We start from the raw sequence: 26,693 nt of genomic DNA, 5'->3' as shown, positions 1-26,693 counted from the left end.
GCATTTCGGCGGCGGCGGCCGCCGCTTTCGTGAGGCTCAGCCCCTGCCGCCGGCTCGCAGAGGAACGACGATGCCGTCGCCACTTTGACGCCGGGCCGAGGAATGCGACCCCGAGACGCCTCCACTTCCTGACCGATCGGCGACGACCTTGAAGCTCGTGACCATGTCGGTCAGGCCCTCGGAGTCGCGCAGGAGCGCGTGGCAGGCCGCGGTCGACTGCTCGACCATGGCGGCGTTCTGCTGGACCACCTTGTCCATCTGCCCGACTGCGGCGTTGATTTCGCGCAGGGTCGAGGACTGGTTCTGTCCGGAGACGCTGATCTCGGCGATGAGCTTGTCGATCGCGCGGACCTGCTCGACCATATGCCGCAGAGCCTCGCCAGTCCGGCCGACCAGCGAGACACCTGTCTCGACCTGTGTCGAGGAGATCGAAATCAGGTCCTTGATCTCCTTGGCCGCTTCCGCCGAGCGCTGGGCGAGGCCGCGAACCTCCTGCGCGACGACGGCAAAGCCTCGGCCGGCTTCGCCGGCTCTGGCCGCCTCGACCCCGGCGTTCAACGCCAGAAGATTGGTCTGGAAGGCGATTTCGTCGATGACGCCGATGATGTTCCCGATCTTCCCGGAAGATTTTTCGATCTCCGCCATGGCCGATACCGCCTGCGTGACGATTTCGCCCGAGGCGTTCGCCTCCGCCGTGGTGGCGGCCGCCGTCCGCGCCGCCTCGGCCGCACCGCTCGCCGCCTGCTGGACGGTGTCGGTGATCTCTCGCAGAGCCGCGCTGGTCTCCTCCAGGCTCGCCGCCTGCTGCTCGGTGCGGCGCGCGAGGTCGTCGCTCGCCTGCGTCAGCTCCTGCGAACCGCCCTGGATGGCCGACGCGGTCTCCCGGATCTGCCCCATGGCCCCTTCGATCTGCTCAAGCGCCGCGTTCAGGTTGACCTTCAACTGCTCGACCCGCGGCGGCAAGCTGTCGGTGACGCGGAAGGAGAGATCTCGCTTGGCAATCGCCTGGAAGGCTTCGTCCAGGCAGGCGATGATCCGGGCATCGTCCGCAGCGGCCTCGGTCCGGGCCTGAGCCGCCAAGGTTGCCTCGTGAATGTCGGTGAGCGACCCGCAGGCGCGGATCGTGCCGTCGCCGGAATGGCGGCAGCCGCCCGTGGCGCGGAACCAGCGATACTCGCCGTCGCGCATCTTCAGGCGATAGTTCACATCGTAGCGAGCCTTGCCGGACTTGTCGCCGAGATGCCCACCGAAGGCGGCGAAGGTCGCCTCCACGTCGTCCGGATGCAGGCGGTCCGACCAGGACTGCACGACATTGGGAAATTCGGCCTCGGAGGAAAAGCCGATCAGCCGGCGAAACTCCGGCGACCAGGTCCATTGGCTCTGCGGGTGCATGGCGTCTGCCTGGTGGAGGACGGCCTCCCACAGGCCCACGCCGCAGGTCGTGTCCAGAAGGTTCCAGCGCTCTTCGAGCTTGCGATAGGTGTCGAGCTTGGCCTGGGTTTCGTCGTGACGCCGGGAAAAGGGCCGCATGAAGCTTCCTGTCGAAAGGGAGAAAGTTGCTACGATGTGATCCCCTTCGGTCTTCGGCGGGTTCGATTGAAAATTGGTTAATATCGCTGCATGCGACGCCACAAACTTCAGTGATACAATAAAAGCAAGTATGCCTGATATTCTCATCCTGCGCCGCACAGGTGATCGCGGGACTATCGACTGTCACCCGCGGGAGTTTTGCTGCAAGGAACCCGCATCGGCCGATCCGGAGGACGGCCGCGCCCTACTGACGCGGGAGGCAGGCTGGATGCGGCGTTCAGTCGCCTGCCGGCGCGGTGAACAGCAGGAACTGGCTTGCCTGGTGCCGGCTGAAATTGTTGTCCGAGGCGATGACGATCGAGCGCTCGCCGGCGATCTCAGGCCCGAAGGTCAGGCATTCGATATTGTCGATGTCGAGCCCGCCGAAATCGCCCTCGTCGATCTTGAACCACAGCGCCTTCTTCAAAGGCGTCGCGCCCGCGATGGTCGCCTTGCCGGAGATTTCGTCGGCGCCTTCGAGCGAGACGACGTAGAAGGCGATGTGGTTGCCGACGCCGGCGACATAGGACCGCTCGACGGTCACCAGACGGCCGTCCGGAAGCGAGAGCATCTCGCTGACGCCGTTGTCGGCGCTGCCCCCCGCCTGTTTCGGGCGAAACGGGATCCTGTCGGTCTCATAGACATATTCGGTGCCGGGCTTGCCGGTGTCGAGGTCGATCGCCAGCAGCCGCGACGGGCTGCCCACCTCAAAGGTCGCCTTGTCGCCATCCTGGACCAGCGCGTTCTCGGTGATGGCATAGAGCGTCGTTCCGTCCGGCGAGATCGCCAACCCCTCGAGGGCAAGGTTCGGGTTGATGCCGCGCGTTCCCCCGGCATTCGGCAGGAAGGCGTCGGGCAGGTCGAGCGTCTTCTCTGCCTTGCCGTTCATTCCGGCGACGAAGATCTGCGGCTTGCCGAAGGCGTCGCCCTCGCTCGACCAGTAGATCCGCTGGCGGGCCGCATCAACGCGAATCGCCTCGGGATCGATGCCGCCAACCGGAAACGGTTTGCCGTCGAGGCCGGTCAGCGTGTCGGTCGCGGCGATGTCGAGGCCGGCGATGCCCTTCTCGGACAGGTCCATTATCAGCCGGTAGAACCTCGCCGGCGCCTTTTCCGAACGATCGTCCGAGATTGCATAGAAGGTCCCGCTGGCCGCATCGTAGTCGAGGCCGGAGATCCCGCCGAATTCGGTGCCGGCGATCTTCAGGCCGGTCGGGATGACGATCTCGCCGCGATAGGTCGGCGCGGGGAGCGGCGCGGCGTCCTCGGCGAGCGCCGGCGCTGCGGCGAGGAAGGCCCCGACGAGGGCGGAGATCGAGGAAAGCCGGCGGATCGAACGCATGGCGCTTGCCTTTCAGGGACAGGATGCGATGTTCTCGCGCGCCAGGCTGACAGGGCGATGACAGGCAAAGCAGCGAGCCGTCTCGATGTCCGAGGATACCACTCGTCGCGTCGTCTATGCCACGGCCGCGCCCGACACGATCGCGGAATGGCTCGCCGATCGCTACCAGATTGCGGGCACGCCACGCGCCTCGCTTCTCAGCCGCGGCTTCAACGACACCTATGAGATCGCAGGCCGGAATGGCGAGCGCTTCATCGCCCGGCTGTCCGGCGAGCGCCTCGGTGGCATCCGCGACGTTCAGGCGGAGACGGCTTTCATCGCCTTTCTCGACCAGGCCGGCGTCCCGGTCGCGGCGCCAGTGCCGGCCGAGGACGGAACGCTCTTCCAGCTTGTCGACCTGCCGCAGGGGCCGCGCCCGCTCGTCCTCTTCCGCTTTCTTGACGGTCGGGTTCCCGACCTCGACTCGCCGCAGGACGCCCGGGCGCAAGGGATGACCCTCGCCCGCCTTCATGACGCGGCCGAAACCTATGGTGAATGGGAGACGGGCCTGCGGCGCTGCGACCTCGAGCAGCTGCTCCGCCGGCCGCTCGCCGCGATCCGGAGCCTCGGTCGTCTCGGGCCGGACGACGCCGGCGAACTCGCCGCCCTTGCCGAGCGGCTGGCGGAGCGCGTTACGGCGCTGGACGCGCATATGACGAAGACGCGCTGCCATGGCGACTGCCATGGGCTGAACGCCCGCATCGCCACCGCCGGTCCGAGGCCCGGCGAGGCCGCCTTCTTCGATTTCGACGATGGCGGTCCCGGCCCTCTCGCCTACGACCTCGCGGTGCATCTATGGGCGCAGATCTCCTTCGGCCGACGCCGGCACGCGATGTGGCATGCCTTCGAGGACGGCTATCGCTCGATCCGCCGGATCGCTCCGGCCGACGAGGCGGCCATCCTGCCCTTCGTCGCCATCCGCCACATCTGGCTGCTCGGCCAGTATGCCGGCAAGGCGGCGAGCGAATGGGGCATGGAACATCTGCCCGAGCCGGTCCTGCGCCGGGAGTTGGCCTTCCTCCTCGCCTTCGAGCAGGAGAGGCTGGGCCCGCGGCTGCTGTGAGCTGGCGGTATACCGGGCCGTGTCCGTTCGGCCACACTTCCCGGCAAATCGCCGACCCTGCCCGCAAGCCCTATTCCAGCCGTCTGTGCTGACTATCGGCAGACGCGAAGGACACCCGAAGCGGGCGATGAACGCCCGCGCTCACAGGCTGGAAGACGACCCGATGAAGAAGCTCGCCCTTGCACTCGCCATGACCGCCGCATTCGCCGGCTGCACCACCGATCCCTATACGGGCGAGGCCAAGCTCTCCAACACTGTCGGCGGAGCCGGCATCGGCGCGGGCCTCGGAGCGGGGGCCGGCTATCTGATCGGCCGCGCGACCGGCGTCGACGCGGGCCGCGCCGCGCTGGTCGGAGCGGGTGTCGGCCTCCTCAGCGGCGCCGGCGTCGGCGCCTATATGGACAATCAGGAGGCCAAGCTGCGCGCCCAGCTGCAGGGCACCGGCGTGTCGGTGACGCGCGTCGGCGACCGCATCATCCTCAACATGCCCTCCAACATCACCTTCCCGACCGACCAGGCGTCGATCCTGCCGGCCTTCTACCCGACGCTGGGCTCGGTCGCCCTCGTCCTGAAGGAATACGACCGGTCGATCGTCGACGTTTACGGCCATACCGACAGCCAGGGCTCGGACGCATACAATCTGCAGCTCTCGCAGCAGCGCGCCTCCTCCGTCGGCCAGTATCTGGCCAGCCAGGGCATCGATCCCCGGCGCCTCAACATGCAGGGCTTCGGCGAAAGCCGGCCGGTCGCTTCCAACGCCACGGAAGAGGGCCGCGCCCAGAACCGCCGGGTCGAGATCGCGATCTCGCCGCTCACCGCCGGCTGAGGCAGTCCCGTCTCGTGAAAAAGAGTGGCCGCGCCCGGGGCGCGGCCATCTGGCTTCGGCCTCTCTGAGCGATCAGTAGTTCCGGCCGACGACGCCGCCCACGACCGCACCGCCGACGCCGCCGACGATCGCGCCGCCCGAGCCGGCGACGGCATTGCCGATCACCGCGCCGCTCGCGCCGCCGATCCCGGCGCCGGCGAGCGTGCGCTCGGTCCGGGTGCAGCCGGAGGCTGCAGCCAGCGACACACCAAGTACAACCAGAAGTCCAGTCCGGAACTTGTTCATTCCCTGCATTTCGGATTCTCCATCGACCGGCGAGCAACTTGCTCCTGACGGGAAGAATTGTCGCAAAGTGTTGAGACGACAAGAACTGTTCGCGAAAATTCCTGCGCGCGGCGAGGATCTGGCGGGGCCACCATGTGGCGGCGGCCGGCGGTGGCCGCTCCCGCCGGCCATCGCGCGCTTCTGCAACGGGTTCTAAACCGATTTTTACCGCAGGGGCGCCCTTCCGATCCGCCGGTCGCCCCGTTATGGCAAGACGATCATCGGATAACGCGAGGAAGGGTTCGCCCATGACGACACGCACAGAGACCGATTCCATCGGTGCCATCGAGGTGGCGAGCGATCGCTATTGGGGGGCGCAGACCGAACGCTCGCGCAACAATTTCAAGATCGGCACCGACCGCCAGCCGCTGCCGCTGATCCACGCTCTGGCGACGATCAAGAAGGCCGCGGCGCGTGTCAGCGCGAGGAAGGGCCGGCTCTCCGAGGAGATCGCCGAGGCGATCGAGAACGCCGCGGACGAGATCATCGAAGGCAAGCTCGACGATCACTTCCCGCTGGTCGTCTATCAGACCGGCTCCGGCACCCAGACCAACATGAACGTCAACGAGGTCATCTCGAACCGCGCGATCGAGATGATGGGCGGGACGATGGGCTCCAAGAAGCCGGTCCACCCCAACGATCACGTCAATATGAGCCAGTCGTCGAACGACGTCTTTCCGACCGCGATGCATGTCGCGGCGGTGATGGAGACCGAGCGTCGCCTCCTGCCCGCCCTCGACCGGCTGCAGGCCGCCCTCGCCAAGAAGGCCGATGACTTCGCCGATATCATCAAGATCGGCCGCACCCACACGCAGGACGCGACCCCGGTCACGCTCGGCCAGGAATTCTCCGGCTATGCGGCGGCGCTAGAGCTTTCGAAGAAGCGCGTCGGCGACTCGCTGGAGGGCGTCTATTCGCTGGCCCAGGGCGGCACGGCGGTCGGCACCGGGCTCAACGCCCCGATCGGCTTCGACGCCGAGATCGCGATCGAGATCGCGAACCTGACCGGCCAGCCCTTCCGCACTGCGGAGAACAAGTTCGAGGCGCTTGCCTCGCACGGCGCGCTCGCCTTCTTCCACGGGTCGCTGAATACGCTCGCCGCCGACCTCTTCAAGATTGCCAACGACATCCGCTTCCTCGGCTCCGGTCCCCGCTCCGGCCTCGGCGAGCTCAACCTTCCCGCCAACGAGCCGGGTTCCTCGATCATGCCCGGCAAGGTCAACCCGACCCAGGCGGAAGCCCTCACAATGGTCGCGGCGGAAGTCTTCGGCCACGAGACGACGGTGACAGTTGGCGCCTCCCAGGGGCATTTCGAGCTGAACGTCTTCAAGCCGGTCATCGCCAACGCCGTCCTCTCCTCGATCCGGCTTCTCGCCGACGGCATGGAGAGCTTCGCCGAGCACTGCGTCGACGGCATCGAGGCGAACGAGGAGCGCATCAGGAGCCTCATGGAGCAGTCCTTGATGCTGGTGACGGCGCTCGCTCCGACGATCGGCTACGACAATGCCGCCAAGATCGCCAAGACCGCGCACCAGAACGGCACGACGCTGCGCGAGGAGGCGATCGCCTCCGGCCTCGTCTCCGGCGAGGACTACGACCGCATCGTCGACCCCAAGACGATGATTTCGCCGAACTGAACCGATGGCAGGGGCGGGCCTGCCGGACGAGCCCCTGCGGCAGATCCGGCGCTCCGCCCCACTCGCCCGCCCCGCCGACCGAGATTCCGACCTCGAGAAGCGGCGCGCGACAGCGCACCCCCGGAACCGTTGACCGCCTCAACGGTTGTCGCTGGTCTTTCGGCAGTGCGGAAGGCGGGGATCGATCCCGCGTGCTGCCGCATCATCATCCGGCAGAAGGGATCCCATCATGGCCAAGGCCGCCAAGACAAAGCTCCATCCGACCAAGAATCCGATCTCGGAGAACATCCGGGGCTCGATGGTCGAACTGCTCCAGACCCATCTCGCGACAGCGGTCGACATCACCTACCAGACCAAACAGGCGCACTGGAACGTCAAGGGCATGAACTTCATCGCCGTGCACAAGCTGTTCGACGAGCTGCACGAGCTGACCGAGGACTATGTCGACACCATCGCCGAGCGGCTCACCGCGCTCGGCGGCCAGGCGCACGGCACCGTCCAGGCGGCGACGGAAAACTCGGTGCTCGACCCCTATCCGCTCGATCTCGTCAAGTCCGAGGACCATCTGAAGCGGCTGACGGAAAGCTACGCCAAATGGAGCGCGGCAGTCGAAAAGGGTATCGAGGAAGCCTCCGAAGCGGGAGACCCGCTGACCGAAGACCTTCTGACGGGGGTCGGGCGCGGCCTCGACAAGTCGATCTACTTCATGGAAAGCCATTTCCAGGCCTAGACCGGGCCTCGATCACGAAGCGACCTTGCAAGGCCGGAAGCTTTCGCCTCCGGCCTTCTTCATGTCTTCCAGCGTTCCCCGGACCTAGCTGTGCGGGCCGCGGTCTACCCCCGCAGCCAATACGCGCCGAGTGCGCCGAGGTCGCTGGCGCGATCAGCCGATCGTCTGGCCGGTCTTCTTCCAGTCCGCCAGGAACTGATCGAGCCCCTTGTCGGTCAGGGGATGCTTGACGAGGCCCTTCAGCGTCGCCGGCGGCACGGTGCAGACGTCGGCGCCGATCAGCGCGGCCTCGCGTACATGGTTCATGGTGCGGATCGAGGCGGCGAGGATCTCCGTCTCGAACTCGTAATTGTCGTAGATGCGCCGGATGTCGGCGATCAGCTGCATGCCGTCGAGATTGATGTCGTCGAGCCGGCCGATGAAGGGCGAGATGAAGGTCGCGCCGGCCTTGGCGGCGAGCAGCGCCTGCACTGCCGAGAAGCAGAGCGTGACGTTGACGAGATAGCCCTCGCCCGTCAGGTCCTTGCAGGCCTTCAGCCCGTCCAGCGTCAACGGCAGCTTGATGCAGACGTTGTCGGCGATCTCCGCGAGGATCTTGCCCTCGCGAACCATGGACGCATAGTCGGTGGCCGTCACCTCGGCCGAGACCGGCCCGTCGACCACGTCGCAGATCTCGGCGACGATGTCCTTCATCGGCCGGTCCGCCTTCATGATCAGCGACGGGTTCGTGGTGACGCCGTCGAGGAGCCCGGCATCTGCGAGCTCGCGAATTTCGGCGATATCCGCCGTGTCGACGAAGAATTTCATGACTGTGCCCTCTTCGTGGCGTCTGGGTTGGGGTCTGAAGCGTCCCTTAACAGGAGTTGGGCCATCGGCGCCACATGCATGCTGTGCTGCCGTCGACGCGAGCCCTTGCACATGTTGATATAGGAAGCCGGTCGGTAAAGAGGAACGCGGCGGTCTCGGGGACAGGAAGCCGATATGTCAGATCAGAAAGTCGCCATCGTTACCGCAGGCGGAAGCGGCATGGGCGCGGCCGCCGCCCGCAAGCTGGCCGAGGACGGGTACCGGATCGCCGTGCTTTCTTCCTCCGGCAAGGGCGAGGCGCTCGCCGAAGAACTCGGCGGTTTCGGCGTCACCGGGTCGAACCGGTCGAACGAGGACCTGACGCGGCTGGTCGAGGGCACCATGGAGCGCTTCGGTCGGATCGACGTCCTCGTCAACAGCGCCGGCCACGGCCCCCGCGCCCCGGTCCTCGACCTCACCGACGAGGACTGGCACGAGGGGATGGACGTCTACCTCCTCAGCGCCGTGCGCCCGACGCGGCTGGTCACGCCGATCATGGTGAGCCAGCGATCCGGCTCGATCGTCAACATCTCGACCTTCGCGGCCTTCGAGCCGGACCCGGTGTTTCCCACCTCCGGCGTCTTCCGCGCCGGGCTTGCGGCCTTCACCAAGCTCTTCGCCGACAAATATGCGAGCGACAACGTGCGCATGAACAACGTCCTGCCCGGCTTCATCGACAGCCTGCCGGAAACCGAGGAGCGGCGCCGGCGCATCCCGATGGAACGCTACGGCCACAGCGCCGAAGTCGCCGCGACGATCGCCTTTCTCGCCTCCGAAGGCGCCGGCTACATCACCGGACAGAACATCCGGGTCGACGGCGGTATCACCCGATCGGTGTGATCGCGGCCGGGTCCGGTTCGAAGCCTTGATCGTCCGCCCGGTTGGCGGACGGGCCGTCGCCGCTTAAATCCGGGAAAGGACGACGGTCGCGATTCGCCGCCATGTCGCCCGCTGCGCCGCTCTGCCGGGGATGCCTTGAACTTCACGGACCAGCTCTTTGCGATCTCCACCGTCCCGGTCCTGGTGCCGCTGCCCAGCGAGCGCGCCTATTCCTATGCCGTACCAGAAGGTATGCTGGTCCAGCCGGGGTCGATCGTGCAGGTGCCGCTCGGGCCCCGGCAGGTCGCGGGCGTGGTCTGGGACGGACCGACGGATGCGGTCGATTCCAAGAAGCTCCGGCCGATCACGAAAGTCTTCGACTGCCCGCCCCTCGGCGCGGAGATGCGCCGCTTCGTCGACTGGGTGTCGGACTACACGCTGTCGCCGCCCGGCCTCGTCGTGCGCATGGCGCTGCGCGCACCGGCAGCCTTCGATCCGGAACCCTTCATCGACGGCATCGAGGCGACGGGTGTGCTGCCGGACCGCATGACCGACGCCCGCCGCCGGGTGATGGAAACTGCGGCAGAGGTCGGCGCCTGGTCGCGCTCGGGCCTCGCCCATGCCGCCGGGGTTACGCCGTCCGTCGTCGACGGGCTGATCAAGCAGGACGCCTTCCGGCCGGTGAAACTGCCCCCCGCCCCCGCGGTGGCCGAACCCGACACGGCCTACGGCCGGGCCGAACTCAGCGCCGAACAGGGCGCTGCGGCGGCCTCGCTGGTCGAGACTACGACGGCACCGGGATTTTACGTAACGCTCCTCGAGGGCGTCACGGGCGCCGGCAAGACGGAGGTCTATTTCGAGGCGATCGCCAATGTGCTCGATCAGGGCAGGCAGGTGCTGATCCTCCTGCCCGAGATCGCGCTCACCCAGGCCTTCATCGACCGGTTCCACGCCCGCTTCGGTGCGCCGCCGGCCGAATGGCATTCCGACGTCTCCCCCCGCCAGCGCGAGAAGATCTGGCGCCAGGTGGCGGAAGGGCGCGTGCGCATCGTCGCCGGCGCCCGCTCCGCGCTCTTCCTGCCGTTCAAGGAACTCGGCCTCGTCGTCGTCGACGAGGAGCACGACCCGGCCTACAAGCAGGAGGAGCGCACCTTCTACCACGCTCGCGACATGGCGGTGGTGCGCGGCTCGATCGGCGACTTCCCAGTCATTCTCGCCTCGGCCACCCCCTCGATCGAGACCCGGGTGAATGCGGCCCAGGGGCGCTATCGCCACGTCGCGCTTCCCGCCCGCTTCGGCGCCGCCGAACTGCCGAGCCTGTCGCTGGTCGATATGCGGCTGTCGCCGCCGCCGCGCGGCCGCTTCGTCTCGCCGGTGCTGCACACGGAAATCGCCGCGACGATCGCGCGTGGCGAACAGGCGCTCCTGTTCCTCAACCGCCGCGGCTATGCACCGCTGACGCTCTGCCGCGTGTGCGGCCATCGCTTCCAGTGCCCGGACTGCTCGACGTGGCTGGTCGACCATCGGCTGCGCGGCCGCCTGCAATGCCATCATTGCGGCTTCGAGGTGCCGCGGCCGGAAGCCTGCCCCGAATGCGGCACGTTCGATCACCTCGTCGCCTGCGGCCCCGGCGTCGAACGGATCGCCGAGGAGATGCTCACCGATTTTCCCGAGGCGCGCACCATCCTTTTGTCCTCCGACATGGCCGGCGGCGCGCGGCGGCTGCGGCGCGAACTGGAGGCGATCGCCGACGGCGAGGCCGACATCGTCATCGGCACCCAGCTCGTCGCCAAGGGCCACCACTTCCCGCTGATGACGCTGGTCGGCGCGGTCGACGCCGATCTCGGCCTTGCCAATGGCGATCCGCGCGCCGCAGAGCGGACCTTTCAGCTGCTTCACCAGGTGACCGGCCGGGCCGGACGCTCGGGCCTGAAGAGCCGCGGGCTGATCCAGACATTCCAGCCGGAGCACCCGGTGATGCAGGCGATCGCCTCCGGCAATGCGGACGCCTTCTACGACCGCGAGATCGAGGAGCGCGGACGGGCCGGCCTGCCGCCCTTCGGCCGGCTAGCCGCGATCATCGTCTCGGCGAACACGCGCCGCGAGGCGGAGGCGCACGGGCGGGCTCTGCGCGCCGCCGCGCCGGAGACGGGCGAGATCGAAATCCTCGGCCCCGCCGAGGCGCCGCTCGCGGTGCTGAGGGGCCGGCATCGGTTTCGCCTGCTCGTCCAGGCGAGCCGGCGCGCGCCGATCCAGGCCTATCTGAGGACGATGCTCGCAGCGGCACCGCCTCCGCGCGGATCGGTTCAGGTGCAAGTCGACATGGACCCGCAAAGCTTTCTGTGACACATCCTGTTGCAAATAAGGGAGATGGGAAGACGATGCGGTTCGGGCAAAGGATTCTGGCGGCACTCAGCCTGGCACTCGGTTCCTTCCTCTGCGTCGCGGCCGGGGCGCAACAGACGCCGCCGGCCGACCTGACGCCGGAATCTTCCCCCTTCGCTCAGCCCAAGCCCGGCCAGTCGCCGGACGCCGCCGCGCCCGCGACCCCGCAGGGCCTGTCGCTCGGCGTGCTCGACTGGGCTCCGATCGCCAGCCGCTGCACCTTCTTCGCCGCCAAGGGCGGTCCCGCGGAACTCGCGGTCGCTCCGGCCGACGACGGCGGCGACGACACGCACCGGCCCTTCGTCTTCGTGACCATGACCGAGACCGGAACGGCCGGCGGATCGCCGCTGGAACGCGGCTATGTGATGGCGAACGGCCTCGTGCGCGAACTGGAAAAGGGCAAGACCGCGGCCGACAAGGACGGCCGCGTCGTCACTGTCTGGCGCTCGGCGTCCGAGCCCCGCATCAACGTCAACCTGATGCTGCAGAGTGCCCAGAAGATGGATACGGCCCTCGAATATGCGGGCTCCATGACCGTGTTCTGGGGCGACAAGAAGGTGGAAGTTCCGATCCGCGGCTCCTGCGATTGACGCGACCCTCCAGCGGTGCCTGCCTCGGGCGCCGCGCCGGAGCTGTACGACACCCTCGACTACTCTGCCGGCCGCCCGTTCTTTCATTCGCCGGCTAAGCCGGCTGCCGCGTCAGCCGGACCCCGGCAGTGCAGAGTTCAGCGCCGGCGGCGCAATTTCCCAGTCCGCTCACAGAATTGGAACGACTCCAAATCTTCGCAGGACTGCAATCTGCCTGCCATGCGCAGCGACGAGTTTGCGGCCTCCATAAACTGGAGGTCCTCGCGATGATCGCACGCAGCCGATTCACCCTCTCCCGCCGCCGCTTCATGCTGACGTCAGGCGCCGCGGCGTTGACCGCCGGCGCCGGCCTCGCAATGCCGGCGATCAGCCGCGCGGCGAGCCGCCCGAGCTTCACCCACGGCGTCCAGTCGGGCGACGTCGACGCCTCCTCCGGCATGGTCTGGACCCGCACCGACCGCCCGGCGCGCGTCGAGTTCGAATGGGCGACGACCGACAGCTTCAAGAACCCGACGAAGCTGCACGCGCTGACCTCCTCGCCGCAGAGCGATCTTGCGGTGAAGCGTCTGCTGGATGGCCTGCCGTCCGACCAGGAGATCTTCTGGCGCGCGGTCGCGACCGACCTTGGCGACGTCAACGCCGTCTCCGATCCGATCGTCGGCCATTTCCGCACTGCGCCGGCCTCGCGCCGCTCGGTCAAGTTCGCCTGGTCGGGCGACACGGTCGGCCAGGGCTGGGGCATCGACGAGGCCCGTGGCGGCATGAAGTGCTACGGCACCATCGCCAGGCACGAGCCCGACTTCTTCCTGCATTCCGGCGACACGATCTATGCCGACGGCCCGCTGAAGGACGAGGTCGAGCTTGCCGACGGCAGCCTCTGGAAGAACATCGTCATTCCCGAAAAGACCAAGGTCGCCGAGACGCTGGACGAATATCGCGGCCAGTGGAAGTACAACATGATGGACAAGAACGTGCAGGCGCTCAGCGCCTCCGTCCCGACCTTCTTCCAGTGGGACGACCACGAGGTGATGAACAACTGGTCGTCGTCGAAGGACCTGTTGGCCGATGATCGCTATTCGGAGAAGAACATCGCGGTCCTGGCGGCGCGCTCGGCGCGGGCCTTCCACGAGATGATGCCGATCCGCTACGTGCCGCAGGAGCCGGGCCGGATCTATCGCAAGATCGCCTACGGGCCGATGCTCGACGTCTTCTTCCTCGACCTGCGCTCCTATCGCGGCGCCAATGGCGACAATCTGCAGACCGAAATGTCGGAGGCCGCGCAGATGATGGGCCCCGAGCAGATCAGATGGCTGAAGCGGGAACTGGCGAACTCCGACGCCACCTGGAAGGTCATCGCCTCCGACATGCCGATCGGCCTTCTGGTTCCGGACGGCGAGAAGTGGGAAGCGGTCGCCAATGGCGACAATGGAGCCGCGAAGGGCCGCGAACTGGAATTCGCCGACCTCCTGCGCTTCATCAAGGCCGCGAACATCACCAACACGGTGTGGCTGACCGCCGACGTCCACTACACGGCGGCGCATCACTACAGCCCCGAGCGCGCCGCCTTCCAGGACTTCGAGCCGTTCTGGGAGTTCGTCTCGGGCCCGATCCACGCCGGCACGTTCGGTCCCAACGATCTCGACATGACGTTCGGCCCGAAGGTGGAGTTCGTCAAGGCGCCGGAGGCCGGCCAGGCCAACCTGCCGCCGTCCGCCGGCCTGCAGTTCTTCGGCCTCGTCGAGATCGACGGCGACACCCAGGAAATGACCGTGCGCCTGATGGATACCGACGACAAGGAACTCTGGAAGACGACGCTGCAGCCGACGCTCGGCGCGTAGCCGGCACCGCAGGCGGCGCGTCCGCCTCACACGAAAGGACCGGAGGGGGGGCCTCCGGTCCTCCTTCCGCGGGGTTCGCGATCATCGCGAGCCCGGCAGGCGGCGCGGGCGAGCCGGCGGGGCGGCGACGGGCGGTAAGCCTTGGCGTCCGGTCCGGCTTCGCGGGAGGAATGCGAACTCCCGGCCTGCGCCATCTCTGTCGCGGCGGCGGCTGGAATGGCCGCCGCCGCCTTCAGGCATGTTCCGGCGGAGCGATCCTCGGAGCCACCGGCGTCCGGTGCTCCGCAGGGATCACTGGACCGTCGCGGAAGTGGAAGTCATCGGCGTCTTCGCCGACCTTTCGGGCTTCACCGGCCGGTTGCTCGCCAAGGCGATCTTGCTGGCGTCCAGCGCCCGCCCGTTGATCTGATAGCTGATCTTCACATGCTCGCCGGCTTTCAGCGCGGCGGTCTTGAAGCCTTTCGGCAGCTTGTAGACCTTGCCGTTCTTCAAGGTGACGGTATTGCCCGCCATGTCGACGGACTTCACCGTGCCGTTGGCGACATGGGTGGTCGCGGCGAGGGCGACGGGGGCGAAGCCGAGACCGACCGCGAGGGCAGTGGCGATGATGAGATGGCGCATGGCGCATCCTCATGGATAGGCCGGCGGACGGCTCGACCCGTTCGACCGGCGCAAAGGACGAAGCCGTCCGGTCACGTCGCGTCGCGGCCGGAAGGTTGCGGCCGCCGGCGTTCCCCGGCTTCGGATCGGAACGCTACGCCCGCTCGAACGCCCTCTCAAATGAACAAGAAATAATCTTCTTCGACCGCAAAATCGCCGGCAATCGCGCAATCGGCGCGAGCTCCAAGGTCGCTCTATGCCGGTTGCCGCCGCGCCTCGGGACGCCGGGCGGGGCTTCCTCGGACGCCGGTCCGCTGCTAGAGCGCTTCGAAACGTTGGGAGTATCGACATGCAGCAAAGACGGCTTGGCGGGGACGGACCGATGGTCGGGTCGATCGGCCTTGGCTGCATGAGCTTTGCCGGATTCTACGGCGCGACCGACCGTGCCGTGAGCCATCGCACCCTCGCCAGGGCGCTCGAGCTCGGCGTCACCCATCTCGACACCGCCCTCATCTACGGCGCTGGCCTTTCGGAAGAGGTGGTCGGCGACTTCATCAAGGACCATCCCGGCCGCTTCACCATCGCGACCAAGGGCGGCATCCGCACCCAGCCGGTGCGCAGCTTCGACAATTCGGAAGGCTTCCTGCGCGAGAGCCTGGAGGCCTCGCTCCGCCGGCTCGGCGTCGAGCATGTGGAACTCTACTACATCCATCGCCGCGACCAGACGATCCCGATCGAGGACGTCGTCGGCACGCTGCTCAAGTTCAAGGAAGAGGGCAAGATCGGCGGCATCGGCTTTTCCGAGATCGCGCCCGCCTCGCTGGAGCGTGCCGCCGCGATCCATCCGGTCATGGCGGTGCAGAGCGAATACTCCCTGTGGACGCGCCTGCCGGAACTCGGAATGATCCAGGCCTGCGAGCGGCTCGGCACCGCCTTCGTCGCCTTTTCGCCGGTCGGCCGCGGCATGTTCGGCGCCCGCCCGCTCGATCCCGCCGGCTTCGCCGAGACGGACTTCCGCAAGAGCAATCCGCGCTTCACCGAACCGAACTTCTCGGCCAACGAGGCCCGCATCGCCCGTTTCCGCGCCTTCGCCCGGGAGCGCGGCATCTCGCCGGCAACGCTCGCCATCGCCTGGACGCTCAATGCCGGCGAGCATGTCATCCCAATCCCGGGAACGCGCTCGCCCGAACATCTCGCCGAAGACGCCAAGGCAGCCGAGATTACGCTGACGGCCGGGGATCTCGCCGCGATCGAGGCGATCCTGCCGGCGGGCTTCGCCCATGGCGACCGCTACTCCCAAAAGCAGGCGGTGGGACCGGAGAACTATTGCTGACGGCGTAGCTGGCAGGCAACGCGGGTACGCAAAAAAAAAGACGAAGGCGGGATCACCGCCTTCGCCGTTGCGTCATGCTACTGGGCAAACAGCCGTCAGTCGGTGCTGCCGGAGCTGCTGTTGCCGCTATCGTCGTCAGACCCGGAATTCTTCTGGCGGTTCACCGTCTGATCCTCGCTGGAGGAGTCGTTGCCGGACGCGCTCGCCGAGTTCCCGCTTTCATTCGAGTTCCTGCCGGACGAGCCGCTGTTCTGCATCCAGACCTGGCCGTTCCGGCCGGGATTGTTGGCCTGGTTTTCGTCACTGTTCGACCCGGAGCTGCTGCTGCCCGACGAGGAATTGTCGGAGGCATTGCGCGGCGCGCGGACGACCATCAGGACATCCTCACCGTGCGGCGTCTCGGCCTGGATAAGATAGGACGCGCGGACGATCCTGATGTTGCTGTATCCGGCCCGCTGCAGCGCCTGGCGAGCCTGCGCGGCCGAGCCGACGGAGTCCGCGATCATGGACTGGTTCTGGTCGTTCTGGCCGCCCGAGCGGTTCTCGCCATAGCGGCTGTCATTGCCGGTCCGGTTCTGCTCGCCGGACCGGTTGCGGTTATCGTACCAGTCCTGGTCCTGGTCCTGGTTCTGGCTCCAGTTCCGGTTCTGATCGTTGTTCCAGCTCCGATTGCGGTCGTCGCTCGAGTTCCAGTTACGGTCCCGATCGCGCCAGTCGTGGCGCGAACCGTTGCGGTCGGAATAGGAATTGCCATCATTTCCGTATCGGCCGCGATCGCTGCCATGGCGATCCTGCTGTCCGTAGAGCTGGTCGCCGCCATAGGAGCGCCCGTCACGGTCGTCGCGGTACTGCTGGCCGTAGCCATCCCGCGATCCATAGGCATCATTGTTCCCATAGCGGTCGCGATCGTATCCCCGGCCGTCGTCATAATCGCGCTGAACACCGTACCCGTCGCGATCGCCATACTGGTTCTGGCCGCTGCGGCCCTGCCAGGACCGGTCCTGATCGCGGTTCCAGCCGCCGTAGCCCTGGTCGCTGGAATTATTCGTGGATGCGTTGGGATGATAAATGTTCTGATTTCCGGACTGCGCGAAGGCGGCCGCCGGTGCGGCGAGAAGAGCCCCAGCGGCGATCGTCGTCAAAAGATGATTCTTCATAAACTTGTCTCCCTCGGTGAATCGTTGTTCTGAAATCGGCGCCGAACCCGCGTGTGTTCTCGCGGCGAACCGATCCGTCTGCGCGCGCTCGCGCCTCCGGGGCGCGAGATCGTCGCTTCGATACGGCGCGACATCGCGCGCCCTTCGTGCGGGTTACTCGGTCAATGGGTGCCGCGCCCGGCCGTTCCCGGACGCATTCTGCCAATTTCTGTGGCGATGAAAGGAGTTCGGCGACGTCCGGGGAACCCGGCAGGTGGCCTCCGGAGCCGCGCCGGCGCCCCGGACCGGACGAAGCGCTCCGATGCAGGCGGCCATGCCGACGCGCCGCCGATTCGGGAGCCTTTCGCAGGCGCACATTTTCCTGTATACGCTCACGCGAAATCAGATTTTCGACCGTCTCCGCGCCCCTTCCGTTCCGGCGGGGGCTTTCGGCGCGTCCAACACCGGTAGTCCTATGAAGCTTCGCAACATCGCGATCATCGCGCATGTCGACCACGGCAAGACCACTCTCGTCGACAAGCTCCTCGCCCAGTCCGGCACCTTCCGCGACAACCAGCGCCAGGAAGAACGGGCGATGGATTCCAACGACCTCGAGAAGGAGCGCGGGATCACCATCCTCGCCAAGGCGACGTCGGTGGAGTGGAAGGACACGCGCATCAACATCGTCGACACCCCGGGCCACGCCGATTTCGGCGGCGAGGTCGAGCGCATCCTCAACATGGTGGACGGCGCGGTGATCCTGGTCGACGCGTCGGAAGGCCCGATGCCGCAGACCAAGTTCGTGCTCGGCAAGGCGCTGAAGGTCGGGCTGAAGCCGATCGTGGCGATCAACAAGATCGACCGCACCGACGAGCGCCACCAGGAAGTCCTGAACGAGATCTTCGACCTCTTCGTCGCGCTCGACGCGACGGAGGAGCAGCTCGACTTCCCGATCCTCTACGGGTCGGGCCGCGCCGGCTGGATGGCCGAAGAGCCGGAAGGCCCGCAGGACAAGGGGCTGGAGCCGCTGTTCGACCTGATCCTCAAGCATGTGCCGGAGCCGGACACTGCCGGCAAGGACGAGCCCTTCAAGATGATCGGCACGATCCTCGAAGCGAACCCCTTCCTGGGTCGGCTGATCACCGGCCGCATCCAGGCCGGCTCGATCAAGCCGAACCAGGCGGTCAAGGTGCTGGACCGCGAGGGAAAGCAGCTGGAATCGGGACGCATTTCCAAGATCCTCGCCTTCCGCGGCCTCGATCGCGTGCCGCTCGACTATGCCGAGGCGGGCGACATCGTCGCGATCGCCGGCCTGCAGAAGGGCACGGTCGCCGACACCTTCTGCGATCCGCAGGTCTCGGAGCCGCTGCACGCCCAGCCGATCGACCCGCCGACCGTGACGATGTCCTTCATCGTCAACGATTCCCCGCTCGCCGGCACCGAGGGCGACAAGGTCACGAGCCGCGTCATCCGCGACCGGCTCCTGAAGGAGGCCGAGGGCAATGTCGCGCTGAAGATCGAGGAGGCGGCCGAAAAGGACTCCTTCTACGTCTCCGGCCGCGGTGAGCTGCAGCTCGCCGTCCTCATCGAGACCATGCGCCGCGAGGGCTTCGAGCTCGGCATTTCGCGCCCGCGCGTCGTCATGAAGGAAGACGAGAACGGCGAGCTCCTAGAGCCGATCGAAGAGGTCGTGATCGACGTCGACGAGGAGCATTCCGGCGTCGTCGTGCAGAAGATGAGCGAGCGCAAGGCCGAGATGAAGGAGCTGCGCCCCTCCGGCGGCGATCGCCAGCGCCTCGTGTTCCACGCCCCGACAAGAGGCCTGATCGGCTATCAGTCGGAGCTTCTGACCGACACGCGCGGTACCGCCGTGATGAACCGGCTGTTCCACTCCTACGCGCCGTTCAAGGGCACCCTCGCCGGCCGCAACAACGGCGTGCTGATCTCGTCCGAAGACGGCGAGAGCGTCGCCTACGCGATGTTCAACCTGGAGGATCGCGGCCCGATGGTCATCGACGCCGGCGTCAAGGTCTATGCCGGTATGATCATCGGCATCCACACCCGCGAGAACGACCTCGAGGTCAACGTCCTCAAGGGCAAGAAGCTGACCAATATGCGCGCCTCCGGCAAGGACGAGGCGGTGAAGCTGACGCCGCCGATCCGCATGACGCTCGACCGCGCGCTCTCCTGGATTCAGGACGACGAGTTGGTCGAGGTGACGCCGAAGACCATCCGCCTGCGCAAGCTCTATCTCGACCCGCATGAGCGCAAGCGCTTCGAGAAGTCGAAGAAGGCGGCGTAAGGGACACGTCGCCGCAAAACTTCCGGGCGGCTTCTGGCCCCGGCTTCCAGCCGAGGTCCGAAGGCCGTCCTGGTCGGCATGGCTGGTGTCAGGGCAGGTCCGCTTCCCAGTCGGCTCCACCGTAAAACACACGCAGAATGACGACGCGTTCAGCCTCCGCCACGAATGCCACGGAGACCCGGCGCTCAAACCCGATCACGCGCAACCCAGGCCGGATGTCGTCGCGCCGTGACCCGCGCTCCGAGCGTATTCGAGACCGTCGCAAAATGCTCTGATACGTCGATCATATCGGTCCGCCGCGGTGGAGCTGCCGGCGCCTGCGATAATCTCATAGATCCGGTCGAGATCATCTGCTGCCTCGGGCGTAGAGATGACGGAGCGCCGTTTCACGCCTTTGCCTGCGAGCGGCGCTCGTGCCGCTTGCGTGCCCTCTCCGCCATCTCATCGGGCGTGATCGCGCCGCTTGGATCGGCCTTCCACCGATCGTAAGTGGGTGCCACTTCATCGCGCAGCCATCGCTCGACCGCGGCGTTACGCTCCTGAAGCGCCCGAAGCCCGTCGCGGATCACCTCGCTGCTGGTCGCGTAAGCTCCCGATTCCACGAGCTGATCGATGAACGCCGCCTGTTCCGCCGGAAGGCTGAAAGTCCGCTTTTCGCTCGCCGCCATCACACTCTCCACCAAGCCTGGTATGAATTTATCATACCAGACCTGGGGAGCGCATCCGTGTCGGAGACGAGAACGGATTTCTACGCCGCCCGCTCGTCCCGCGCCTCGGCCTTCTCCAGATACTCCTCGGACCGCATCTCGATCAGCCGCGAGACCGTACGGTCGAATTCGAAGGCTTCAGTGCCGTTTTGCGCGCGATAGAGTTCGTCCACCGGCGCCTCGGCCGAGACGACGAGGCGGCGGCCGGAATCGTAAAGCGCGTCGACGAGGGTGATGAAGCGCTTGGCCTCGTTGCGCTCGGCCTCCGCCATCACCGGCACGTCCTCCAGCACGATGGTGTGGAAGCGCCTGGCGAGCGCCAGATAGTCCTGCGCCCCGAGCGGCCGTTTCAGCAGATCGTCGAAGGCGAAGCGCGCCGCGCCGTTGCCGGCCCGCGGGACGGCGACCGTGCGGCCCTTTACCGACAGGGACGCCGTCCCCTCCTTAGAGCCGTTGATCAGCGTCTTCCAGATGGCGTCGATACGGGCCGCGGTCTCAGCGCCCAGCGGCGCAAGATAGACGTCGTCCCGGCCGAGCGTCGCCAGCCGGTAGTCCTCCGCCCCGTCGAGCTCGAAGACGTCGGCATGCGCCTTCAGATGGTCGACGAAGGGCAGGAAGAGCGGCCGGTTCAGCCCGTCGCGGTAAAGATCGTCCGGCGCGACGTTGGAGGTCGCGACGAGAACGACGCCTTCGGCAAAGAGCGCGTCGAAGAGGCGCGACAGGATCATCGCATCGGCGATGTCGGTGACGGTGAACTCGTCGAAGCACAGGAGCCGGGCTTCGGAGGCGATCGCGCTGGCAACGGGCGGGATCGGGTCGTCGCCCTTCGCCCGCCCCTCCTTCAGCGCCTTGCGATGCGCGCCGATCCGCTCGTGCACGTCCCCCATGAAGGCATGGAAATGCACGCGCCGCTTTTTCGCGACCGAGGTCTGCCGGTAGAACATGTCCATCAGCATGGTCTTGCCGCGGCCGACGGCGCCGTAGATGTAGAGGCCGCGGACGGGCTCCGCGGACTTCTTCTTGCCGAACAGCCAGCCGAGCGCGCTGCCCTTGGAGGCGACTGTCTCCAGCGACAGGGTCCGGTCGAGCCGGTCGAGCCGGTCGGCGAGGCGCCGCTGCAGCGTATCCGGCTCGATCTCGCCCTTCTCGATCAGACGCTCCAGCGCGGAGCGCACCGGCCCCGGTCTCGCTTTGCCCTCAGGCGGCTTCGGCGTCTGCATCCGTGCTCCGTCTCACCGCGCCGCACTGGACCGGTCCGCTCGACCGGCCGACGGCGCCATCTGCCCGACCGGCTCTAGCCGAATTCGGGATCCCGGTGCAATGCAGCGAAAGAAGGAAGGGCGGGCCGAAAGGCCCGCACTGCCGGGAGGATCCGGAGATCAGCGGTAGATGGTGACCTCCTGCCCGCCGGCGGTCCGGCCGGTGTATTTGGAGCCGCCGGCCGAGGAGAGGTTGGCGACGGTCGCGCCGCCGGAATCCTTCAGGACGACCTGGCTGCCCGACACGTCCCAGGCGGTCACATCGGCGATCTTGCCGGGACAGCCGCGCGAGGCGGCGCGGTAGCCGCCTGCCCACTTGGTGTAGGCGAGGCCGATCTGGCAGTTTCCGCCGGTCGTCGAAAGCTTGTAGAAACCGCTGACGCTGGCGCGCGAGAGCGGCTTGGAATCGAGCGAGGCGACCTGCGTGCCGCCGCCGCTGGACTGGCTCGAGTTGCTTCCGTTCGTGCCGGTTCCGGAGTTCGACCCGTTGGTGTTGCCCGTCCCGGCATCTGCCTGGTCGGTCGGCATCGTGCCGTCGGTGCCGGTCTGGTTCTGGGCGAGGTCGTTGGTGGTGGTCGAGGGCGGCGGCGGAGGCGGAGGCGGCGGCGGCAGCTGGTTGGCTGCCACCTGTCCGGTGGGTGCCGGCGTCAGCGGCGCTGGGCCGCTGCTCTCGAAGGGCGATACCGAGCGCGAGCATCCCGCCGCCGCAAGAAGGGCGACCAACGCCGCGCCCGTCATTGTCACTCGTGTCATGTTCGTTGCCTTCCCCGGCCTATCTCTTTCCCAGGATGGCGCGATTTGCCCCGACCACCCGTTCGATTCTCATAAAGAAGACCGCAGCGCCTGTTCGCAAGGCGGCCTTGTCCCAGAACGCAACAGAATGTTGCGTCTGTGACACGCTTTCCACGGAAACCGATGCGAGCGCTTGGCCTGATCCTGCACAGCATCGTGTCAGCGCGATGACCCGGCGCTCAACAAGCGGCCCTCGCGAGCCCGGCAAGGCGGACCGTCACGGTTCTCTCAGGAGACCTGGCCAGGTGAAGCTCCGGACCGATCGGCCAGCCGCTCAGTGGCCGGGGAAATTCCGACGCACCCGCGCGACGCGGCCTCGCAGGCTATCAGCCCTCTTCCACCGTGCGCTGGAAGTCGCCGCTGCCCGGATCCATCGCCCAGAGTTCGCCCGAGGCGATATCCACCCAGGCGCCGTGCAGCGAGAGCTTGCCCTCGTCCTCGAGCGCCTTGATCGCCGGAAAGGTCCTGAGATTGGCGATCGAGTGGCGAATGGCGATCCGCTCCAGCGCCGCCTGCCGTTCCCTAGCCGTCATCAGTTCGTTGGATCCGACGGCCTTGGCGACCGGGTCGAGCAGGCTCATCCACTTGCCGATGAAATCGCCCGGCGACAAGGGTTCAGCGGAGGGCGAGAGCGCGGCATGGATGCCGCCGCAGCCGCCATGGCCGAGGATGACGACATGCTCGACCTTCAAGGCATGGACCGCGAATTCCAGCGCCGCCGAGGTCGAGTGATACTCGCCGTCCGGCTCGTAGGGCGGCACGAGATTGGCGACGTTCCGCACGACGAAGATCTCGCCGGGCGCGGTGTCGAAGATCGTCTCAGGCGCCGTGCGCGAATCGCAGCAGGCGATGACCATCGTCTTCGGCTCCTGGCCGCTCTGGGCGAGCTGGCGGAAGCGCTGTCTCTCGCCCGGGAGACGCTTCTCCAGGAAGGACTGATAGCCGGTGACGAGGTGGTCGGGGAGGAAGCTCTGCATGATAGACAATTACCCACTTGCTGCAGCGCGATCAATCGGCGTTCGGCGGCCCGTCGCCATTCGCGCGAGGGCGGCACCGGGGCGGAAGGCCGGGACGGTCCGGCACGTCCCGCCGGCCGGCCTCAGGCCCGGCGGTTGCCACTCGGATGGGCGAGCCGGCGCATCTGGACCATCGCCATCGGATGCTTGAGGCTGTCGGCATCGGTCTCGAGCGTCAGTTCGTCGGCCCCGCGCTTGGTGGTGCGGGCGAGGATCTCGAAGACCGCCGCGGTGGTTGCCTGCAGCGCCTTTTCGGGCGTCGCGCCGGAAAGGATGCGGGCGAGGAAGACGGCGGAGGTGAGATCGCCGACGCCCTTCGGCGCGTTTTCGATCAGCCGGTGTTCGGCCAGAACCGTCTCGAAGTCGCGAACCAGGAGGTTTCCGGTGCCCCCGCGCAACATGGCGAAGGCGCTGGTGACGACGACGGTCCGCGGCCCGAGCGCGCTCGCCGCCTCCGCGAGGTCGCGATTGTCGGACAGTTCCAGGCCGCACAGGAATTCGAGCTCGAAGCGGTTCGGCGTCGCGATGTCGGCGATCGGCACCAGATGGTCCCTTATCGCCGCCAGCGTCTCCTCCGGCTGATAGAGGCGTCCGGCATCTCCCGTCGCGGGATCGCAGAGGACGATCGCCTCCGGATTGACGCGTCGCACGGCCTCGATCAGCCGGACCGTCGGCGCGATCTGGTCGGGCGAGCCGAAATAGCCGGTCAGGACCGCGCCAACCTCCTTCAGCCAGGGCGAACCGGCGAGGTCGTCGACAAGGCCGGCAAAGGCCTCCGCCGGCGGGACGATCCGCGTGCCCGGACCGTGACCGGGATGAAAGGGCAGCGTGACGGTGGGCACGGACCAGACCGGGAAGCCGAGCGCTTCCAGCGCGAAGGCGGCGGCCCGGTTGCCGACGCTGCCGCGAGCGACATGGCTCGAAATCGAGATGACCGCCGGCCGGTCTCGGCTTTCCACGCTACCTCCTGCCATTTCCGTTCAACCGGCCATCAGTTGGCGCGCCAGTAGAAGGATGAAGACGAGGAGGCCGGCGAGGCCGGCCAGCCGGCCGATCCGCGTGCCGAGCACCTCGATCCTGTCCTTCTGGTCGACGTCGCGGGCCAGGAAGTGCTCGCGCGTCTTCAGGAACATCGCCTGCGAATGCGCGCCCACCTGCGGCTCGGTCTCGAGGCGCACCCGTTCCAGGATGGCCTTCGCCTCGCGCTGGCGTTCGTCTTCGGGCGGCTGATGCATCATGGCCACCACCTCTCGCCGAAATGGCGGCGAAGGGCAACAGAAGATCGGCTGGGGCGGCTTCTGGAGCGCGCCGCGATGGGCTACAAGCGCGGGACCTCTTCCCATACCGGAGCCCCGATGTCGTCCGTCGCCCACCGCCATTTCCAGAGGCTGCGACCGATTTCGCTCGCCGTCATCCTCACCCTCGTCGCCGTCGTCCTGTCGGCCTGCGGGATCAATGCGATTCCGACCAATGAGGAACGGGCGAAGGCCGCCTGGGCCGAGGTCCAGAACCAGTACCAGCGCCGCAGCGACCTCATCCCCAATCTGGTGGAAACCGTGAAGGGCTATGCCAAGCAGGAGAAGGACGTGCTGACGGCCGTGGTCGAGGCCCGGGCCAAGGCGACGCAGACGCGGATCGACGCGAGCCAGCTGACCGACCCGGCGGCGGTGAAGCAGTTCCAGGCGGCGCAGGACCAGCTGTCCAGCACGCTGTCGCGGCTGCTCGCCACGGTCGAGGCCTATCCGGACCTCAAGTCGAACCAGAATTTCCTCGCCCTGCAGAGCCAGCTCGAGGGGACGGAGAACCGCATCGCCGTGGCGCGCCGCGACTATATCGAGGCCGTCCGGGTCTACAACACCGGCCTCAGGACGATCCCGAGCCGCTGGATCGCCGCGATCTTCTATCCCGACGCCCAGCCGATGCAGCCCTTCACCGCGACGCCGGGATCGGACACGCCGCCGAAGGTCGACTTCGGCAAATGACCGTCACCGCATCCCCGCTGACGGAACGCGCGCCGGTCCGCCCGCGCAGCCCGCAGGGAGCCTTTCCGCGGTTCGCCGCCATCGCGGCGCGGTGCGGTGCCGTTTTCCGGGGGCTCGCCCCCGCGCTGTTCGTCGTCATTCTCTTGGGTTCGCCTTCGGCCGCCCAGACCTTCCCGCCTCTCACCGGCCGGGTCGTCGACACGGCCGATCTACTCGACCCCGCGACCGAAGCCGCCATGACCGAAAAGCTCGCCGCCTTCGAGCAGAAATCGAGCGACCAAATCGTGGTCGCGACGATCCCCAGCCTCGAAGGCAATACGATCGAGGACTATGGCTATCGGCTCGGCCGGGCCTGGGGGATCGGGCAAGAAGGCGAGAACAACGGCGTCGTCCTCCTCGTCGCGCGCGACGACCACAAGGTGCGGATCGAGGTCGGCTACGGCCTCGAAGGCACGCTCACCGACGCGCTCTCCTCGGTCATCATCCAGACCGACATCCTGCCGGCCTTCCGCTCGGGCGATTATGCCGCCGGCATCTCGAAGGGCGTCGACGGGATCCTGACAGTGCTGTCGGGCAATGCGGCCGAGCTGGAAGCGCGAGCCGAGCGCAACAAGGGCTGGAGCGGCGACGACGTCGCCACCGGACTGTTCGTCCTCGTCTTCTTCGGCATCTGGGCGCTGGTCATCGCCATGTTCGTCCTGTCGCGCCTCGCCCGCCGGCGAGGCAAGAAGGTCGGGCCGAACCGCTATCGCTGGCTCGGCATGGTCTGGACGCTCGGCAACACCTCCTCCGCCTCCGGCTTCTCCCGCAGCAGCGGCAGTTCGTTCGGGGGCGGTTCGTCCAGCGGCGGCTTTTCGGGCGGCGGCGGCTCGTTCGGCGGCGGCGGATCCTCGGGGAGCTGGTGAAGATGGCGCATCTGACATTCACCCCCGCCGATCACGCCCGCATCGCCGCTGCGATCGGCCAGGCGGAAGCCGGGACGAGCGGCGAGATCTACGCCGTGTTCTCCCATGCAAGCGACGCCTACGGCTTCGTCGCGGCGACGGCGGCGCTGGCGCTTGCGCTGGCTGCGGCCTTCCTCGCTGCCCTCCTCGCCCCGCTCCTCGGCGCATCGGTTCAGGCGCTGACGCTCGTCTCATGCCAGCTCGCCGCCGCGCTCCTGCTCGCCGGGCTCTTCGCCGCGGCACCGGGATTGCGAATGGTCTTCGTGCCGCGCGGCATCGCCGCCGCAAGGGCCCATGCCGCCGCGCTCAAGCAGTTCGCCGCCCATGGCATCCACGTCACCGAAAACCGCACCGGCGTCCTGATCTTCGTCTCCGCGGCCGAGCGCCACGCGGAGATCGTCGCCGATGCCGGCATCGCGGAACGCGTGCCGCAGGAGGCCTGGGACGGCATCGTCGCCGACCTCCTGGAAGCCGCCCGCGCGGACCGCATCGCCGACGGCTATGTCGCGGCCGTCACGGCCGCCGGCGCACTGTTGTGCGAACATTTCCCCTCCAGCGGAAAGAACACCAACGAACTGCCGGACCGGCTGGTGGTGATCTGAGAGCGGGCGCTT

At 67.2% G+C, this 26,693-nt stretch carries 26 protein-coding genes; 13 read left to right on the top strand and 13 right to left on the bottom strand.

Annotated elements, in window-relative coordinates; all coding sequences use genetic code 11:
• Positions 1 to 36 precede the first annotated feature (36 nt).
• Together LH400_RS25105 and LH400_RS25100 are read right to left on the bottom strand one after the other, a co-directional pair.
• Positions 37 to 1,530, bottom strand: a complete 1,494-nt coding sequence (locus LH400_RS25105) for a methyl-accepting chemotaxis protein (RefSeq protein ID WP_229156203.1) — start codon at positions 1,528 to 1,530, stop codon at positions 37 to 39.
• A gap of 277 nt (positions 1,531 to 1,807) precedes the next feature.
• Complete coding sequence (locus tag LH400_RS25100; protein ID WP_229156202.1) at positions 1,808 to 2,911, bottom strand: esterase-like activity of phytase family protein; 1,104 nt, start codon at positions 2,909 to 2,911, stop codon at positions 1,808 to 1,810.
• Positions 2,912 to 2,996: 85 nt separating this feature from the next.
• Between LH400_RS25100 and LH400_RS25095 the strand changes: the two genes are divergently transcribed.
• Both LH400_RS25095 and LH400_RS25090 read left to right on the top strand, forming a co-directional pair.
• Positions 2,997 to 4,013 (top strand): phosphotransferase enzyme family protein, encoded by a 1,017-nt coding sequence (locus LH400_RS25095; protein ID WP_229156201.1) that lies wholly within the window; start codon positions 2,997 to 2,999, stop codon positions 4,011 to 4,013.
• Between the two features lie 163 nt (positions 4,014 to 4,176).
• Positions 4,177 to 4,839: a YiaD family glycine zipper/OmpA-like lipoprotein gene (locus LH400_RS25090; RefSeq protein WP_229156336.1), complete on the top strand. Its 663-nt coding sequence runs from the start codon at positions 4,177 to 4,179 to the stop codon at positions 4,837 to 4,839.
• A 72-nt stretch (positions 4,840 to 4,911) separates the two neighbouring features.
• Here LH400_RS25090 and LH400_RS25085 read toward each other — a convergent pair whose 3' ends face one another.
• Positions 4,912 to 5,133: a YMGG-like glycine zipper-containing protein gene (locus tag LH400_RS25085; protein ID WP_229156200.1), complete on the bottom strand. Its 222-nt coding sequence runs from the start codon at positions 5,131 to 5,133 to the stop codon at positions 4,912 to 4,914.
• Positions 5,134 to 5,411: 278 nt separating this feature from the next.
• Between LH400_RS25085 and fumC the strand changes: the two genes are divergently transcribed.
• Both fumC and dps read left to right on the top strand, forming a co-directional pair.
• Positions 5,412 to 6,800: a class II fumarate hydratase gene (gene fumC / locus LH400_RS25080; RefSeq protein WP_229156199.1), complete on the top strand. Its 1,389-nt coding sequence runs from the start codon at positions 5,412 to 5,414 to the stop codon at positions 6,798 to 6,800.
• Between the two features lie 229 nt (positions 6,801 to 7,029).
• Complete coding sequence (gene dps, locus LH400_RS25075; protein ID WP_229156198.1) at positions 7,030 to 7,530, top strand: DNA starvation/stationary phase protection protein Dps; 501 nt, start codon at positions 7,030 to 7,032, stop codon at positions 7,528 to 7,530.
• Positions 7,531 to 7,683: 153 nt separating this feature from the next.
• Here dps and fsa read toward each other — a convergent pair whose 3' ends face one another.
• Positions 7,684 to 8,337, bottom strand: a complete 654-nt coding sequence (gene fsa / locus LH400_RS25070; protein ID WP_229156197.1) for a fructose-6-phosphate aldolase — start codon at positions 8,335 to 8,337, stop codon at positions 7,684 to 7,686.
• A gap of 174 nt (positions 8,338 to 8,511) precedes the next feature.
• Between fsa and LH400_RS25065 the strand changes: the two genes are divergently transcribed.
• The 4 genes from LH400_RS25065 to LH400_RS25050 all read left to right on the top strand — a co-directional run bounded on the left by LH400_RS25065 (position 8,512) and on the right by LH400_RS25050 (position 14,008).
• Entirely contained in the window at positions 8,512 to 9,216 is a 705-nt protein-coding gene (locus tag LH400_RS25065; RefSeq protein ID WP_229156196.1) for an SDR family oxidoreductase, read from the top strand.
• Between the two features lie 111 nt (positions 9,217 to 9,327).
• A complete protein-coding gene (locus tag LH400_RS25060) occupies positions 9,328 to 11,541 on the top strand; it encodes a primosomal protein N' (RefSeq protein ID WP_370638492.1) in 2,214 nt (737 codons plus the stop codon).
• Between the two features lie 35 nt (positions 11,542 to 11,576).
• Entirely contained in the window at positions 11,577 to 12,170 is a 594-nt protein-coding gene (locus LH400_RS25055) for a hypothetical protein (RefSeq protein ID WP_229156194.1), read from the top strand.
• Between the two features lie 266 nt (positions 12,171 to 12,436).
• Positions 12,437 to 14,008 carry an alkaline phosphatase D family protein gene (locus LH400_RS25050; protein ID WP_229156193.1) on the top strand — a complete coding sequence of 524 codons (1,572 nt, stop codon included), beginning with the start codon at positions 12,437 to 12,439 and terminating at the stop codon, positions 14,006 to 14,008.
• Between the two features lie 291 nt (positions 14,009 to 14,299).
• On the opposite strand, the gene LH400_RS25045 is transcribed toward LH400_RS25050, so the two are convergent.
• Positions 14,300 to 14,629 (bottom strand): DUF1344 domain-containing protein, encoded by a 330-nt coding sequence (locus tag LH400_RS25045; protein WP_229156192.1) that lies wholly within the window; start codon positions 14,627 to 14,629, stop codon positions 14,300 to 14,302.
• 361 nt (positions 14,630 to 14,990) lie between these two features.
• Here LH400_RS25045 and LH400_RS25040 point away from each other — a divergent pair, with 361 nt between their 5' ends.
• Positions 14,991 to 15,941: an aldo/keto reductase gene (locus LH400_RS25040; RefSeq protein ID WP_229156191.1), complete on the top strand. Its 951-nt coding sequence runs from the start codon at positions 14,991 to 14,993 to the stop codon at positions 15,939 to 15,941.
• A gap of 95 nt (positions 15,942 to 16,036) precedes the next feature.
• Here the strand turns inward: LH400_RS25040 and LH400_RS25035 are convergent, their stop codons facing one another.
• Positions 16,037 to 17,098 (bottom strand): hypothetical protein, encoded by a 1,062-nt coding sequence (locus LH400_RS25035; RefSeq protein ID WP_229156190.1) that lies wholly within the window; start codon positions 17,096 to 17,098, stop codon positions 16,037 to 16,039.
• A 454-nt stretch (positions 17,099 to 17,552) separates the two neighbouring features.
• Here LH400_RS25035 and typA point away from each other — a divergent pair, with 454 nt between their 5' ends.
• On the top strand, positions 17,553 to 19,379 hold the full coding sequence (typA, locus tag LH400_RS25030; RefSeq protein WP_229156189.1) for a translational GTPase TypA: 1,827 nt from the start codon (positions 17,553 to 17,555) through the stop codon (positions 19,377 to 19,379).
• A gap of 195 nt (positions 19,380 to 19,574) precedes the next feature.
• Here the strand turns inward: typA and LH400_RS26475 are convergent, their stop codons facing one another.
• From LH400_RS26475 to LH400_RS24995, 7 genes are all read right to left on the bottom strand, one after another.
• Complete coding sequence (locus tag LH400_RS26475; protein ID WP_370638487.1) at positions 19,575 to 19,769, bottom strand: type II toxin-antitoxin system RelE/ParE family toxin; 195 nt, start codon at positions 19,767 to 19,769, stop codon at positions 19,575 to 19,577.
• A complete protein-coding gene (locus LH400_RS25020) occupies positions 19,766 to 20,047 on the bottom strand; it encodes a type II toxin-antitoxin system ParD family antitoxin (RefSeq protein ID WP_229156188.1) in 282 nt (93 codons plus the stop codon). The genes LH400_RS26475 and LH400_RS25020 overlap by 4 nt, the downstream gene beginning before the upstream one ends.
• A gap of 80 nt (positions 20,048 to 20,127) precedes the next feature.
• Positions 20,128 to 21,306: a cell division protein ZapE gene (gene zapE / locus LH400_RS25015; protein WP_229156187.1), complete on the bottom strand. Its 1,179-nt coding sequence runs from the start codon at positions 21,304 to 21,306 to the stop codon at positions 20,128 to 20,130.
• 159 nt (positions 21,307 to 21,465) lie between these two features.
• On the bottom strand, positions 21,466 to 22,098 hold the full coding sequence (locus tag LH400_RS25010) for an AprI/Inh family metalloprotease inhibitor (protein WP_229156186.1): 633 nt from the start codon (positions 22,096 to 22,098) through the stop codon (positions 21,466 to 21,468).
• Between the two features lie 365 nt (positions 22,099 to 22,463).
• Complete coding sequence (locus LH400_RS25005; RefSeq protein WP_229156185.1) at positions 22,464 to 23,114, bottom strand: carbonic anhydrase; 651 nt, start codon at positions 23,112 to 23,114, stop codon at positions 22,464 to 22,466.
• Between the two features lie 122 nt (positions 23,115 to 23,236).
• Positions 23,237 to 24,127, bottom strand: a complete 891-nt coding sequence (gene pdxY / locus LH400_RS25000) for a pyridoxal kinase PdxY (protein ID WP_370638486.1) — start codon at positions 24,125 to 24,127, stop codon at positions 23,237 to 23,239.
• A 6-nt stretch (positions 24,128 to 24,133) separates the two neighbouring features.
• Positions 24,134 to 24,391, bottom strand: a complete 258-nt coding sequence (locus tag LH400_RS24995) for a hypothetical protein (protein ID WP_229156183.1) — start codon at positions 24,389 to 24,391, stop codon at positions 24,134 to 24,136.
• Positions 24,392 to 24,508: 117 nt separating this feature from the next.
• Between LH400_RS24995 and LH400_RS24990 the strand changes: the two genes are divergently transcribed.
• From LH400_RS24990 to LH400_RS24980, 3 genes are read left to right on the top strand one after another with little or no spacing between them, the layout of a single operon-like run.
• Entirely contained in the window at positions 24,509 to 25,135 is a 627-nt protein-coding gene (locus LH400_RS24990; protein WP_229156182.1) for a LemA family protein, read from the top strand.
• A complete protein-coding gene (locus LH400_RS24985) occupies positions 25,132 to 26,040 on the top strand; it encodes a TPM domain-containing protein (RefSeq protein ID WP_229156181.1) in 909 nt (302 codons plus the stop codon). The genes LH400_RS24990 and LH400_RS24985 overlap by 4 nt, the downstream gene beginning before the upstream one ends.
• Positions 26,041 to 26,042: 2 nt before the next feature.
• Positions 26,043 to 26,681: a TPM domain-containing protein gene (locus LH400_RS24980; protein WP_229156180.1), complete on the top strand. Its 639-nt coding sequence runs from the start codon at positions 26,043 to 26,045 to the stop codon at positions 26,679 to 26,681.
• The last annotated feature ends 12 nt before the right edge of the window (positions 26,682 to 26,693 follow it).

Source organism: Jiella soli, from assembly GCF_020615385.1.
Classification (GTDB): domain Bacteria; phylum Pseudomonadota; class Alphaproteobacteria; order Rhizobiales; family Rhizobiaceae; genus VKMB-3413.
This window is presented reverse-complemented; position numbering and strand designations above follow the sequence as displayed.